Source organism: Colwellia sp. RE-S-Sl-9 (genome assembly GCF_048296855.1).
Lineage (GTDB): Bacteria > Pseudomonadota > Gammaproteobacteria > Enterobacterales > Alteromonadaceae > Pseudocolwellia.
Genome location: NZ_CP182631.1, coordinates 2,184,923 through 2,200,308, shown reverse-complemented (window position 1 = coordinate 2,200,308; position 15,386 = coordinate 2,184,923). Strand labels below are relative to the sequence as shown.

Below are 15,386 nucleotides of genomic sequence, written 5' to 3'. Positions count from 1 at the left end.
TTTTTTATTATCAAAAATCAAACCTGATCTAAACACTTCTTACGTGAAAAACATGCTCAACGTTTGAAATTTTCTCAATTAAAGCGGGTGTCGGTTCTTGCTCAATATCTAAAATGGTATAAGCAATTTCATCACGACTTTTATTCATCATATCAAATACGTTAATATTTAAATCGGCAAGTAAGTTTAAAACGGTGCCTAATACTTTGGGTACATTGTCGTTAGCAAAAGTAACTCGGTAACCCTTAGTACGCTCCATTGATATAGTGGGAAAGTTAACCGAGTTAACAATATTACCATTATCAAGAAAATCGATTAATTGGTTAGCGCCCATTACAGCACAATTTTCTTCGGCTTCAACAGTACTGGCACCAAGGTGAGGAAATAATATAACTTTTTCGTGGGCAATTAATGCTTCACTAGGGAAGTCGGCAATATAACGCTTAAGTTTTCCTGAATCTAACGCGTCAATAACCGCTTTTTCATCCACTAATTCACCACGTGCTAAGTTAATCAGTTGTGCACCTTCTTTAATGGCAGATAATGCGTCTTCATTGATAAAGCCTAACGTTGGAGGAATAACAGGTACATGCAAAGTAATAAAATCAGAGCGTGCTAATAAAGAGTTTAGATTTTCAGCGCGAGTAACATTAGATGATAATTGCCATGCAGCCTCAACACTTAATTTAGGATCATAACCTATAACATTCATACCTAAATTTAATGCTAAGTTGGCAATTTTGGCGCCAATAGCGCCTAAACCTACTACACCTAATGTTTTACCTTCTAGTTCGCTACCGCCATATTGTTTTTTACCCGCTTCAACTTTTTTGTGTAGTTCAACGGGGTCTGTTTCTGAGGCGAGCGAATCAACATAGCTCATACTTTGAGTGATACCGCGAGAACCTAATAACAAGCTGGCTAATACTAATTCTTTTACCGCATTTGAATTGGCGCCAGGGGTATTAAATACCACGATACCTTGCGGAGTGTAATCGCTCACGGGGAGGTTATTAACACCAGCACCCGCGCGAGCAATAGCTAAAACTGAGCTGGGTAATGTTTCATTATGTAATTTATGACTACGTAATAAAATAGCATCGGGCTCTTCACACGTTGAAGATACTTGATAGCTGTTTTGTGGAAATTTATCTAAACCTTTTACTGCAATGTTGTTGTATGTTCTGATTTTCTTCATGAGTTACTCTTAAATTATTATTATGGAAAAATATCAATGATGTTTGTTGTACTTAAAGAAAAAGGCGTTAGTAATAATAATTACTAACGCCTTTATCAGTTATGCTGTAGCTTGCTGGTAAGCCCAAGTTAACCAAGGGAGTAAAGCTATTAGGTCTGATTTTTCAACCGTTGCTCCACACCATATACGTAAACCTGAAGGAGCATCTTTGTATGCCCCAATATCAAAAGCAACTTGTTCATCTGCTAATAGTTTGATCATGGTTTTAATTTGTTCATCGCTTGCTTTTAATTGAAAACAAACACTGGTGTTAGAACATATTTCAGGGCTTTGCGCTAAAAAGTCGATCCAAGTGTTTTCTGCAACATATGCAGCTAAAACTTTTAAGTTTTCTTCACTTTTCTCAATAGCAGCGGGTAAGCCGCCAATGCTTTCAATCCAAGATAAAGCATCAAGGTAATCCTCAACACATAATAGCGAAGGTGTATTAATCGTAGCTCCTTTGAAAATACCATCAATTAATTGCCCTTTGCTTGTTAAACGAAATACCTTAGGTAATGGCCATGCAGGCGTATATGATTCAAGACGTTCAACTGCTCTAGGGCTTAAAACCAACATGCCGTGTGCGCCTTCACCGCCAAGTACTTTTTGCCAGCTAAAGGTAGCAACATCAATTTTTGGCCAATCAATGTTCATAGCAAAAACGGCACTTGTGGCATCACAAATCGTTAGGCCTGTACGGTCGTCACTTATCCAATCGGCATTATTAACTTTTACGCCTGAAGTGGTGCCATTCCATGTAAAAATAGTATCGTGCTCAGGGTTAGCTTTTGTAAAATCAGGCAGTTGACCATATTCAGCAATATATGCATTTGCATCTTCAAGTTTTAGTTGATTAACAACATCGGTTACCCAGCCAGAGCCAAAAGATTCCCACGCAAAAACATCTACAGGACGTTGACCTAATAACGACCACATCGCCATTTCCATAGCACCAGTGTCTGAACCCGGTACTATGCCTACTTTATAACCTTGGGGTAAATTCAATAATCGTGAGGTTTCATCAATGGCTTTTTTTAAACGTTCTTTACCTATGCTACTACGGTGAGAGCGGCCTAAACTGTCAGTATTTAGCGAACTAAGATTGTAACCGGGGCGTTTAGTACAAGGGCCTGAAGAGAAGTTTGGGTTTGCTGGTTTAACATTAGGTTTCATTTATGTTCCTTGTTGGCTTCATCAGTGTTGTGAGCCTTTAATTTTAAATGTTGTTAAAATAGTGGTAATGAAAATGTTTGAATAAATAAGTGATTTAAATTTAACCTATATCTGCAGAGTTTGGCAATGAAACTCTAAAATTAATGAATATTTATCGTATAAAAAAGAATAAAAATACAAGGTGGGATAAATAGGGAAGGAAGATGAGATTAGCTTTAAGTTATACCCGTTACCATTCAAGATACTCTGAAATAGCCTCTTGAGTGGTAACGGGTATATATTGTTATAAAATTTATCGCGGAATTATTACATCAAACACATAAATGCTCTTACTGTAAAAAGGCTGTTCTGGTTTTAATATACAGCTTGAAAAAGGTTTATAGCTAGCATTAGATATTGAATGATCAAATGCGCACTGTGGCTCTATACATAACCCATGTTGAGCTTGATAAACGTTACCTTTTTTACCTTGTTGGCTACCATCTAAGCCCATATTTAAGTAATTCCCTGTATATAAAATAACACTCGGTTGGTCGGTATAGAGTGTAAGTTTTCTTCCTGACATAGGTTCTACTATTTTGGCGGCATAATCATCTAAGGTTTGAATCGTATCAGAGGCATTAACTAACCAATAATTATCGTAGCCTTTTGCTATTTTGATTTGCTCGTTTGATACGTCTATAACTGATGATAAAGAGGTGAGCGCAGTAAAATCATGTGGCGTGTTTTTTACCTTTAATTTTTCGCCTGTTGGATAGGCTTGATTATTCATTGGCAGAAAATAATCTGCATTTAACTGTACTTGATGGTTTAAAATACTGCCTTGATCGTGTCCTGCTAAATTAAAATAACTGTGCTGAGTTAAATTAATAATCGTGGTTTTATTGGTGTGTGCAAAATATTCAACCGTTAATTCGTTGTTATTATTTAGTGTGTATTTAACACAAAACTGAACTTTTCCTGTAAAACCGTTATGACCATCTGGTGAAGTGTGTTTGAGCGTTAACGATACTTGTTCAGGTGATGTTTCTATTTCAGCTTGCCATAGTTGTTTATTTAGGCCTTGTTTTCCACCATGTAACTGGCTATTTTCATGGTTTAATGAAAGTGTCATTATTTGTTCATCTAAAGTAACAATACCTTCTTTTATCCTACCAGCGTATCTGCCAACAATTGCACCTAAATAATCCGAGTCATTTTCATACCCTTCAATAGAATCATAGCCAAGTACTATGTCGGCAAGATCACCTTTGTTGCCGGGAGTATTTATAGAAACAATGGCTCCACCATAATTTGTAATACAAATTTGCGTGTTTTTATTATTGGTTAAGGAGAATAAATGAGCTTCCTCACCAGAACTTAATAATCCAAATGATGATTTTGTAATAGCCAAAGTATTTAAATGTGTCGTTGTTTTTTTCATTTGTTCTTTCTATGTCTTTTTTCTGCAATAAAAGTGTTATGTCAGCTTCATATTATCGTTACTGATTTGTCACATTTCTTTCTTATCCTCTTTCTGTCTAAAAAGTTAACCAACTTTTAACTCTTTTATAATTTTTGAAAAGGAATAAGCGATGAACTCATCTTGGGTTTCAGTATCAGCTTTATCATCAATGTTATTGTCTGCTGTTGCAACAGCTGATGTACTTCCAGCAGTACAAAAAGACAGTATTTGGTATAGCGAAGCAAAACAAACCGTAATCAATAAAACTAAACAAACTAAGCGCGATAAAGCAAAAAACGTTATTTTGTTTGTTGGTGATGGTATGGGCATATCTACATTAACGGCTGCACGTATTCTTGACGGGCAAATAAAAGGAAATTCAGGCGAAGAAGGTTACTTAAGCTTTGAAACTTTTCCTTATTCAGCTCAAGTTAAAACCTATAACGTTGATGCTCAAACACCTGATTCAGCAGGTACTATGACCGCAATGATTTCAGGTGTTAAAACCGATGTTGGTGTTATTGGTGTTGATGCCGACGTTGAACGTGGTAATTGTGATACAGCAAAAGGTAATGAGTTAATTACCGCGATTGAAGTTGCTGAGATAAAAGGATTATCTACGGGTGTTATTTCAACAGCACGTATTACTCATGCAACGCCAGCAGCTACTTATGCTAAATCGGCAGACCGTAACTGGGAAGATATTTCAGATATGCCAGAAGCTGCGGTTACTGCAGGCTGTGAAGATATTGCCTCTCAATTAGTTAATTTTGAGAAAAACCTAGAAATGCGTTTTCCAGGTGTAAATGTTGATGGTTTAGAAGTGGTTATGGGCGGTGGTCGTCGTCACTTCTTGCCAAAAGATGCCACGTTTAACAGTGCCGATGCGTCTAGCGCAGTAGAAGGTGATCGTACAGATAGTCGCGATTTAACGGCAGAATGGCAAGCCACTTACCCTAACGGTAAATATGTAATTGACCAAGCCGGCTTTAACGCGATTGATGCAGCTACAACTGAACGTGTATTTGGTTTATTTAACGAATCTCATATGCAATATGAAGCTGACCGTGCGAACGATATAGCAGGTGAACCATCGTTAACTGAACTTACCGCTAAAGCGATTGATATTTTAGACAATAACGATAAAGGCTTTTTATTAGTGGTTGAGTCAGGTCGTATTGACCATGGTCATCATGCTGGTAGTGCCTATAACGCGTTAACCGACACCATTGAATTTGCCAAAGCTGTTCAGGCTGCCGTTGATTCAACCAACCCTGAAGAAACACTTATTCTTGTAACAGCCGATCATAGCCACGTATTTACCATTGCTGGTTATCCAAAACGTGGTAACCCAATTTTAGGTAAAGTAGTTTCAGTAGGTAGCACTGAACCTGCAAAAGCTTCAGACGGAATGCCGTATACAACTTTAGGCTATACCAACGGTTTAGGTTTTAGAAATTTGGTAAATGAAACTGACGCAGATGCAACGTATAGCGAAGCAGATTCAGCAGGTCGTCATGACTTAACCACAGTTGATACAACGACATCAGGTTTCCATCAAGAAGCCCTCGTACCATTAGGTTCTGAAACTCATGCAGGTGAAGATATTTCATTACATGCAATGGGGCCTGGTGCTCATTTAGCTCAAGGTACTGTAGAGCAAAGTGTTGTATTTCACTTAATTAACCAATCACTTAACTTAATTCCTAATCAATAAGGCAAACACAATGAAATCTTTAAAATTAGTCTCATTATCTGTGCTTGTAGCATTAACAGGATGTAACAGTGATGACGGTAAAAATGGTGCCAATGGCGCAAACGGTTTAAACAGCTTAGTTAAACAAACGCAACTTGCTATAGGTAATGCAAACTGTGCCAACGGCGGCGTTCAAATAGACTCAGGTTTAGACAACAACAGCAACAGCATGTTAGATGAGAGCGAAGTAGATTCTACACAATATGTATGTACTGCTGCTATAACTGAAGCTACTGGTAAAGCAGTAACTAAAACGGTATCAAGTCCTTGGTATACTGCTGGCGCAGCGCAAGTTAAAACAGCCAAAATGCAGAGTGAAAACATTGAAAACACCCGTGGTAAAGCGAAAAACGTGATCTTATTTGTAGGTGACGGCATGGGGATTTCAACCATAACTGCAGCGCGTATTTTAGCGGGACAACAAATGGGTAAAATGGGTGAAGAGCACGAGCTAAGCTTTGATAAATTCCCGTTTACTGGCTTTGCTAAAACTTACAATGTTGACTCTCAAACACCTGATTCTGCCGGCACAATGACAGCAATGATCTCTGGTGTTAAAACTGATGTAGGTGTTATTGGTGTTTCTGAGGCGATTGAACGTGGTAAATGTAATACGGTTTCAGGTAACGAATTAGTCACCGCATTAGAGTTAGCTGAAATCGCAGGTAAATCGACAGGCCTTATTTCTACTGCACGTATTACTCATGCAACGCCAGCAGCAACTTACGCTAAATCAGCGGACCGAAACTGGGAAGATGTTTCAGATATGCCTGCTGATGCAGTAACTGCAGGTTGTGAAGATATAGCGTCGCAACTTGTTAACTTTGAAGCAAATTTAGAAGCTAAGTTTACTGGCCTTAATGTAGATGGTCTTGAGGTGGTACTAGGTGGTGGTCGTCGTCATTTCTTACCGAAAGATGCCGCATTTAACAGTATGGATGCAGTCAGCGCTGTTGAAGGTGACCGAACTGATGGTCGCGACTTAACCGCTGAATGGAAAGCGACTTACCCAAGTGGCAACTATGTTATGGATAAAGCTGGTTTTGCAGCATTAAATGCAAATTCAACTGAACGTGTATTTGGTTTATTTAACGAATCTCATATGCAATATGAAGCTGACCGTAAAAATGATATTGCTGGCGAACCTTCATTATCTGAAATGACAAGCAAAGCGATTGATATTTTAGACAACAACGAAAAAGGCTTTTTCTTAACGGTTGAATCGGGTCGAATTGACCACGGTCATCATGCGGGCAGTGCTTACAACGCATTAACTGATACGATTGAATTTGCTAAAGCGATTGAAGAAGCAGTTAAAAATACCAACCCTGAAGAAACGCTTATTATTGTAACGGCTGATCACAGTCATGTATTCACCATTGCTGGCTACCCTAAACGCGGTAATCCTATATTAGGTAAAGTTGTTGAAGTTGGGAAAACCGAACCGACTAAAGCAGCCGATGGTATGCCATATACCACTGTAGGTTATACCAATGGTAATGGTTTCAGAAACTTAATGACTGAAACCGATGCAGATGCTGGTTATAGTTTAGATATTGCTGTGGGTCGTCAAGACTTAACTGCAGTTGATACAACGTCATCAGGCTATCATCAAGAAGCTCTTGTTCCATTAAGTTCAGAAACACATGCAGGTGAAGATGTAGGTGTATATGCCATGGGACCAGGCGCGCATTTGGTAACAGGTACTAACGAACAAAGTTTGATTTTCCATGTAATGGATTACGCAGGTAACTTAGTTCAAAACGCTGAAGCCGCTATGGAATAAGCATTGCGACATTTCTGCTAAACCACAAAAGGTTGGAGATTTACTTCAACCTTTTGTTTTTATTTTATTCCCTCTAACTTAATTTATGTGCTGAAAAGCACTTTGTGAAAAACTATGTATAAAAATATTATTGCTAACACGATAAAAATTACAACGGTATTTACTTTAGCATTGTCATTAAACGTAAGTGCAGAAACCTGTGATATAAACGCTAATATTATAGAAGCTCATTACATGATTGAAACTGAAAGCAATATTAAAACCAAAGGTTCTGCTGGCAATCACAAAACGCAGTTAGATTTAGTACGTAATAAAAATCAAGTGGCTTATGTTTATCCACATAACAATGTAACGGATGTTTGGGTTAAATACCCTAATAATCAAGTAGCATTAAATCGTTATTTTGAAGAACAGAAACGCTCTATTGAATATCAGCCTACCGAGCTTAAAAGAAAAGTTAATTGGCAAACCAAATATCAATTAATTACGCCCACACAAATTAAAGAAATGAGCTTTATAACTAAAGCGGGTAGTGGCTGTTATCAGCAAGAAGAATATCAGTTAACGAAAGAAGGTATCAAGGTTCATTTAACTTGGTTACCACAATTAAACTTAGTGAAAATATTACAGGTGACACAGAACAATTATAGTAAAACTTGGCAGTTGAATAATGTTGAATCGTCGTTAGATAATGTTAACCAGTTTTTTGCTAAACACTATCAATATCAAAGTACTGATTATTCGGATATAGGCGATAATGAGTCAGATCCTTTTTTAGTTAAAATGATCAACTTAGGTTTTATCGACCACACACCAAAAGGCTTTTACAATAGCCAAGGCGATAATATTTCACCTGATCATCACCGTCATTAAATTTCAATGTATTCAATGATAATTACCTTTTTTTTGTATCGCTAAAAACAAAAGATTGAGCTACGCTTATCAGATAAAATATTTACCTGATAAGCGTATGGATATCAAATAATGAACATAAATCCTTGGCGTAGTACTTCTGTTAGGGCGGCATTAAATGGCTCATCTTTTATCGATCAAAAACGCATGCATATTCATGGTGAACAAGAAGCCCAAAACTTTTTAGAAAGTTATGGCTTTGATCTTGAAGATGCGATGGATGTTCTTGAATTAGAGAGTTTACGTAAGGAAGCGATTGAACTTATTCAAGAAGAACTTTTATTAGACAATGAAGTAATACCTGAAGTACTGTTAAAAGAACAAGATATTAGAAAATACTTAATTAGTGCATCAGGCCATGGAGAACGTGCATTAGCACCTTGGAGTGCTGCCATATTACGTGTTATTCATACCTTGTCGCATAGTCATTCTTATCTCAACGACATTTATCATAATCCTATAAGAGAACAAATTTTCAATCGTTTTTCTCAACATATTATTCGTAATGACAAAGGTTGTTTTTTAGGAAATATTAAACTTGATGATATAGAGTTTCGAGAAGCGAAATCTCGCCGTTCAGTTGCTTTAAAGCTATTACATAAAGCTGAAAATGTTTCAGCTGATATTTTTGATTGGATAGGTATACGCTTTATAACTGAGCACCGTGCCGATGTTTTAGATGTGTTAGCCTATTTAAGAGTTAATCATGTTATTACTTATGCGAACCTTAAACCGTCTCGCTCGCGTAATAATTTACTTGATTTAGAATGGATAGATAAGTGTTTGAAACGAGGTATGTCAACCGACGAAATACGCCATGAAATGGAATCCATACACTTAGCCCCAAAAAGCATTTCAACTACACAGACAGAAAAAAATCCCTTCAGTGGAGTAAGTTACCAATCTGTTCAAATAACCTGCCGCCATCGTATTAAAATAAGGCAAGAAAATGGTTTTAATATGTCTTTCTTTTTCCCTTTTGAAATACAATTAATGGATCGTAAAAGCTTTTTAGATACCAGAGAAGGTTTAGCGTCTCACGACGAGTATAAAAAACGTCAAAAACAAGCGATTAGAGAGAGGGTATTTCCTTTTTTAGCGCATAAATAATTTTTGAATTATATCGGCTTTATTTGTTTAAGTTTTTAATAATTAACAATAAAGTTTGTGTAAAAATAGCTTAATCTGTTAGTCACATAATGGTCATAAAACAATGAGATCCTTTAAGTAATTAAATTGAGGATCTTAACAAAATGTATAAAAAACTTGTTAGCATTGCCGTTTGCAGTGCTTTATTAACCGCATGTAATGATAGTAACGATAGCCCCGTAATTGAAACACCGGCTACACCACCCGCAGAAAAAGTTACCCTAACCGAAGGCTCTCTAACATTAACTAAATCGCTAGGCGATGTAGTGTTTACCAAAGGTGGCGTTTCATCTGCACCGTTAGCATTAGATGTAGGTTTTGGTTCAGGTGCTTATCACCGAGCTGGTGACGACAGCAATGTTTTTTATACCATTACTGACCGTGGTCCGAATATTAAATGTTCAGATACTAACGCCGTGTTTGGCATTGAAGATTTTTGTATGCCTGGTGGCGATAAAGTATTCCCGCAACCTGATTTCACTCCAACGATCTACAAAATAAAATTAACTAAAGCAGAAAGTGGCGCTTATGGTTATGAAGTTTTAGAAGAGCTACCTCTTAAAAATACCCTTGGCGAAAATATTTCAGGTATTACTAATAATTTAACGGTAACTGATTCTGAAACATCGATTGGTACTGATGGTGAATTAATCGATTACGATAACGCAGGTTTAGATACTGAAGCGATAGTGCGCCTAAAAGACGGTACTTTTTGGTTAACTGACGAATACGGACCCTCATTAGTTCATGTTGATGTAGATGGTACTATTTTAAAACGTGTTGTGCCTGAAACCGTAGCAACTGATTTAGATAATGCGGGTTATCCTGTTGAAGGTTTATTACCTGATGCATTAAAACATCGTAAACTTAACCGTGGCATTGAGTCTATCGCGTTATCTGAAGACGAAAAATCATTATATTTTATTATGCAAAGCCCGTTAGCCTTTCCAGATGCTAACGCTTATAAAACATCAAGCCATGTGCGTTTATTTAAGCTAGCACTTACCGACGGGAATATTACCTCGGTTGAAGGCGAATATGTTTATAACATGGATCGAGCTTCTTCTTATGCTGGCCTTAATAACACAGGTGATCAAGGTAAAAAGCAAAGCGACGTTAAAATTTCAGAAATGGTGGCGGTAGGTAACGATGAGTTAGTGATACTTGAGCGTATTAGCGGTGTTACTAAATTCTATCGTGTTAACTTAACTACAGGCGATAATATTTTAGGTGAAGCTATTGCTACAGGTACAGTGGCAAATAACGAATCTGAAGAAGAAAAAACCTTAGAACAAGTGTACGACTTAGCTTCTCATAACGCGAAAGCGGTCAGTAAAGAATTAGTTTTTAATACCTTAACCGACATGCCTGCAGGTATGACAGCACCAACAAAAATTGAAGGTATCGCAGTATTAGACAATGAACATGTATTGCTGATTAACGACAACGACTTCGGTATTTTTGGTGATGCAACACAAGCATTAGTGTTAAATATTGCAGACAAATTTATGTCGGCGGCTACGTCAATCAAAAAGCCGGCAATGAATATGATTGCACGTTATCAATCTAACATTTTGGGTGAAAGTGCCGCTGAAATTGTTGCTTTTCATTCAGAAAGTAAACGTGTTTATGTGATTAACGCTAAATCGAGCCAAGTCGATATATTATCAGGTATTTCAAGCTCTGAAACGTTAGTTGCACCTTTAACAGCGACTAACTTAACAAAAGACGCATCAATTGATGTAAGTGCGAATATTACAGAATCTGGTGGTATAAATAGTGTTGCTGTTCACGGTAACTTATTAGCGGTTGCGGTAGAGCATGACAATAAACAAGCCAACGGCATGGTTGCTTTTTATCAGTTAGATGCAACAACAGGCGCGGCAACTTACTTAAGCCAAGTTGCCGTAGGTGCGTTACCTGATAACGTTCAATTTTCACCAGACGGCACTAAGCTTGTGGTCGCGTGTGAAGGTGAGCCAAGCGGCGATTACTTGTCAGATCCTGAAGGTTCAATCGCACTTATTAATATTACTGACCAATCTCCTGCAGCATCAGCCACTATTTTAAGTTTTACTGACTTTAATGCTGGTGGTAGCAGAGCCAATGAATTACCTGAGAGTGTACGTATTTTTGGTGGCGCTTTTGGTGGAACACCATCAACAGTTGCTCAAGACTTAGAACCTGAATACGTAGCTTTTGCAGACGATAGCTCGATGGCTTATGTTTCTTTGCAAGAAAACAACGCAATAGCTTTAGTTGATTTAACTACAAGTAAAATTAGCCGTATTATTGCTTTGGGTAATAAAGATTATAGCCAAGCAGAAAATGCTTTAGATGTATCAGACAAAGATAAAGACGCTGAAGTTTCAGGCACTAAACACCACAACGGTAAAGGCCGTATTAACATCACTACTTGGGACAATGTTGTTGGTACATATCAACCCGACACTATCGCAAGTTACGCGGTAAATGGTGTTAACTATATTGTTACCGCTAACGAAGGTGATGCACGCGAATATATATCTGGCGAGCTTAACAATGACTTTGAAACACAAGTTAGTTGCGAAGCTGAAGGGCTAAATTGGGACGCTACTCAAGAAGCTTGTTTTGATGGTGATACACCCACTATGTGTGCAACAAAAGGTTTACTTAACCTAGAAAACGAAACGTGTTTTTCGTATCTTGAAGAATTTAGAGTTGAAGACTTAACTGTTAATGGTTCTTACGGTGATTTTGTTGCACCAATTCCAACCAATGTTGCTGAAATAGCCGATAACTTTAGTGCTGAAATAACAGAAAAAATTACAGACGAAGCGCTAGGTCGTTTAAAAATAACTACCGTAAACGCACTAAACAAAGTAACGGGTACAGTAACAAAACTACAAAGTTACGGCGCACGCTCATTCAGTATTTGGACAGAGTCAGGCGAGTTAGTATTTGATTCAGGCTCAGACATTGCCAAAATTACAGCAGGTAGAGTAGGTGAGTTCTTTAATGCTTCAAACGACAAAGAAGCAGACGATAAAAAGAATGATCGCTCTTCAGCTAAAGGTGCTGAACCTGAAGCGCTTACTGTAGGTGAAGTAAACGGTAGAACTTACGCATTTGTAGGCTTAGAACGTGTTGGCGGTATTATGATGTACGACATTACCAACCCTAATGGTGTGCAGTTTATCGAATACGTTATTAACCGTGACTTTACTAAAGATCCAACTGAATCAACGGAAGCTGGCGACGTAGGCCCTGAAGGAATGAAGTTTGTTCCTGCAGATAAAAGCCCAACAGGTGAAGCATTATTGATCGTAGGTAATGAAGTAAGCGGTAGTACTAACGTATACGAAATTAAATAACCTCAGCTCGGGATAAGCAAAGTTACTCAACAAGCTATTTTTATGCCTAACTTCGTTGAATTTATTACTAATAGCTAGCTATTAGATAGAAAAATTCGCCTTGTTATACACAAAAATATCAATGTTGAGAGACTAATATAACTTAGGAAAACAACGGTACAGGTTAAGGTTTTGATAAATAATAATTTTAATTCATTATCTAACATTCATTAACCCGAGTTGATGTTAAATAGTCTAAAAACTATGTAAATTTTGTACAGCAAGGCTAAATAAAAAGGCATAGCGCTAAAACGCTATGCCTTTTTTAATAGAGATAATTTATACCGATTTGAATCATAAATTGACCATTTATTCTTCGTATAAAATAGGTCAATTCATTAATGCGTTTGGTATTACAACTAAACGAATTTTTTATTTAGCTGTAACGGGTACTAACCAATAACCATATTGGTAGTTACCCGCTTTTACACGATAAGCATCAAGTGGCGCTGCTAAGCTTGACCATGAATCGGTGCCACCAACACCTGCTTGTATTAAATCAATATTTAGGGTGTTCTGGGTAGAAGCAGGTAAATCATAAGTATGTAACGCTTGATCAAGTTGCTGCTGATCCCACGCCCATACCGACATGCTTAATGCCTGCTCGCCAATCACTTTTACGCCATTACCTTGCTTATTGGTTAATTGCCACCAGCTAACATCGGTATGGTTGCCATTTTCTTGTGGCACCATGTAGCTAGTATGTAATGAGTCAACCGTTGCTTGGTAGTGGCCTACTTTTGCACCTGAATTACGGTCACGATAGTTTTCAAATGGCCCGCGACCAAGATAGTTAACTTGCTGGTAATCTTTGTTAATACCAACTTGGCTACCAATGCGTAACATTTCAGGCATAGTTGAGTCGGCAATAATGTTAAACGATACTTTTACCGTGGCATTGGCATAAAACGCTAACGTTTGTACTACTTGTACTTTATCTTGGAACGCCAATTGGCTTTCTAATACGATTTTTTCCGCGCTGTTACTCACAACGTTTACCGCTTTTACTGTAAAATTAGCCGGTAAGTCGCGCCATATTTGCATGCCATTCGTTGCTGTTCTCCAACCGCCTTTGTCGTTATCGGTTTGTGGACGCCAAAAGTTCAGTGCTAAAGGCGTCGTCAAAATAGGATTATTTTGGTAAGTAAACTGTTCTAACAAACCAGTATTTTTATTAATTATCCATTTAACATGGCTATTGCTAATGTTAATTTGCGCGGCATTGTTATCAAGGTTTAACGCTTGCTGCGGTAAATAATTAAACGCTTTCGCCGTTACTGGAATTTGTTTGTCTTTTAACAAAAACTGTTCTTTGGCCACTTCAAAACCTGCTTTGGCCCAAGGCTTGTCTGTTTTGCTATGTAAGGTAACATTTAGCCAATATTGCTTATGCGGTAAATAACCACGTTTAATTAACGGTAGCATTAAGGTTTTACTCGCGCGAGGAGCAATTGACGGTGTTGCTAATTCGCCAGCATGAATAACCTTGCCGTCTTCTAACAATTCGTACTTAAGCTGGTATTGATTAACATTGGTATGGAATAAACGACTGGTGATTTTAATTTTACCTGCCGCAATATTTACCGCGCTAATTTTTACTGGTTGGAAAATATACTTGGCTTGCCATAATTCTGGCGTCGCATTACCGTATGAATCAATAATACCATTTTGGTTAAACGCTTTTGAATTAGGGGTGTCACCAAAGTCGCCACCGTAAGCTAAAAACTTAACGCCGTCAGCGGTTTTATGTTCTAAACCTTGATCCATCCAATCCCAAATGTAACCACCAATTAAGTTATCACGAGCCCAAATTAAATCCCAAAACTCGTCCATATTACCTAACGAGTTACCCATAGCATGGTCGTATTCACACATTAAAATAGGACGTTTAATATAAGGGCTGTCGGCTAAACCTCGTAAATGCTCAACACTTGGGTACATACGACTGATCACATCAACATACGTTGGATCTGTTGGGTTAGCCATAGGTGTTAAACGACCAAGATTATCAAGTTTTTCTGGCACCCAATACCAGCCACGTGGCGGTTGAATAAAATCTGGGTGTTCAGGCTGACCTTGTGCACCTTCATAATGAACAAAACGACTGCTGTCATAATCGTGGATCCAACCTGCGGCAGCAGCATGCGCTGGCCCCATACCTGATTCATTACCCAACGACCATGAAATAATAGAAGCATGGTTTTTATCACGTTCAACCATACGTACAACACGGTCCATAATAGCTGCTAACCATTGTGGCTGGTTAGACATTTGGCCACCAAAAAAGTGACTTTCAACATTCGCTTCATCCATTATGTATAAGCCGTATTGGTCGGCTAGTTCTAACAAATAAGGATCATTAGGGTAATGTGAAGTACGAATAGCGTTAATATTAAATTGTTTCATTAACAATACGTCGTGCAAAATATCTTCACGTTTTAATGCTTTACCACGAAGTGCGTTATGGTCATGGCGGTTTACGCCCATAATTTTTATGCTTTGACCATTTACTAATAACTTGCCAGAAGCTTTGT

At 37.9% G+C, this 15,386-nt stretch carries 8 protein-coding genes and 1 pseudogene; 5 read left to right on the top strand and 4 right to left on the bottom strand.

Going from position 1 to position 15,386, the window contains the following annotated elements; all coding sequences use genetic code 11:
* Window positions 1–28: 28 nt before the first annotated feature.
* The 3 genes from ACM9HF_RS09415 to ACM9HF_RS09405 form a co-directional block, all read right to left on the bottom strand.
* Window positions 29–1,198 carry a phosphoglycerate dehydrogenase gene (locus ACM9HF_RS09415; RefSeq protein WP_473617868.1) on the bottom strand — a complete coding sequence of 390 codons (1,170 nt, stop codon included), beginning with the start codon at window positions 1,196–1,198 and terminating at the stop codon, window positions 29–31.
* Between the two features lie 99 nt (window positions 1,199–1,297).
* Window positions 1,298–2,413, bottom strand: a complete 1,116-nt coding sequence (locus ACM9HF_RS09410) for a phosphoserine transaminase (protein ID WP_473617865.1) — start codon at window positions 2,411–2,413, stop codon at window positions 1,298–1,300.
* Between the two features lie 292 nt (window positions 2,414–2,705).
* On the bottom strand, window positions 2,706–3,836 hold the full coding sequence (locus ACM9HF_RS09405) for an aldose epimerase family protein (protein ID WP_473617861.1): 1,131 nt from the start codon (window positions 3,834–3,836) through the stop codon (window positions 2,706–2,708).
* A 151-nt stretch (window positions 3,837–3,987) separates the two neighbouring features.
* On the opposite strand from ACM9HF_RS09405, the gene ACM9HF_RS09400 reads away from it, so the two are divergent.
* The 5 genes from ACM9HF_RS09400 to ACM9HF_RS09380 all read left to right on the top strand — a co-directional run bounded on the left by ACM9HF_RS09400 (window position 3,988) and on the right by ACM9HF_RS09380 (window position 12,813).
* Window positions 3,988–5,574, top strand: a complete 1,587-nt coding sequence (locus ACM9HF_RS09400) for an alkaline phosphatase (protein ID WP_473617859.1) — start codon at window positions 3,988–3,990, stop codon at window positions 5,572–5,574.
* A 10-nt stretch (window positions 5,575–5,584) separates the two neighbouring features.
* Window positions 5,585–7,399 carry an alkaline phosphatase family protein gene (locus ACM9HF_RS09395; protein ID WP_473617855.1) on the top strand — a complete coding sequence of 605 codons (1,815 nt, stop codon included), beginning with the start codon at window positions 5,585–5,587 and terminating at the stop codon, window positions 7,397–7,399.
* A gap of 114 nt (window positions 7,400–7,513) precedes the next feature.
* Window positions 7,514–8,272, top strand: coding sequence for a hypothetical protein (locus ACM9HF_RS09390; protein WP_473617851.1), 759 nt, complete (start codon window positions 7,514–7,516; stop codon window positions 8,270–8,272).
* 111 nt (window positions 8,273–8,383) lie between these two features.
* Window positions 8,384–9,421, top strand: coding sequence for a TIGR04552 family protein (locus ACM9HF_RS09385; RefSeq protein WP_473617847.1), 1,038 nt, complete (start codon window positions 8,384–8,386; stop codon window positions 9,419–9,421).
* Between the two features lie 143 nt (window positions 9,422–9,564).
* Window positions 9,565–12,813: a choice-of-anchor I family protein gene (locus ACM9HF_RS09380; protein ID WP_473617845.1), complete on the top strand. Its 3,249-nt coding sequence runs from the start codon at window positions 9,565–9,567 to the stop codon at window positions 12,811–12,813.
* 411 nt (window positions 12,814–13,224) lie between these two features.
* On the opposite strand, the pseudogene ACM9HF_RS09375 reads toward ACM9HF_RS09380, so the two are convergent.
* Window positions 13,225–15,315 (bottom strand): annotated as a pseudogene (locus tag ACM9HF_RS09375) (glycoside hydrolase family 2 TIM barrel-domain containing protein); the annotation flags it as partial.
* Between the last annotated feature and the right edge of the window lie 71 nt (window positions 15,316–15,386).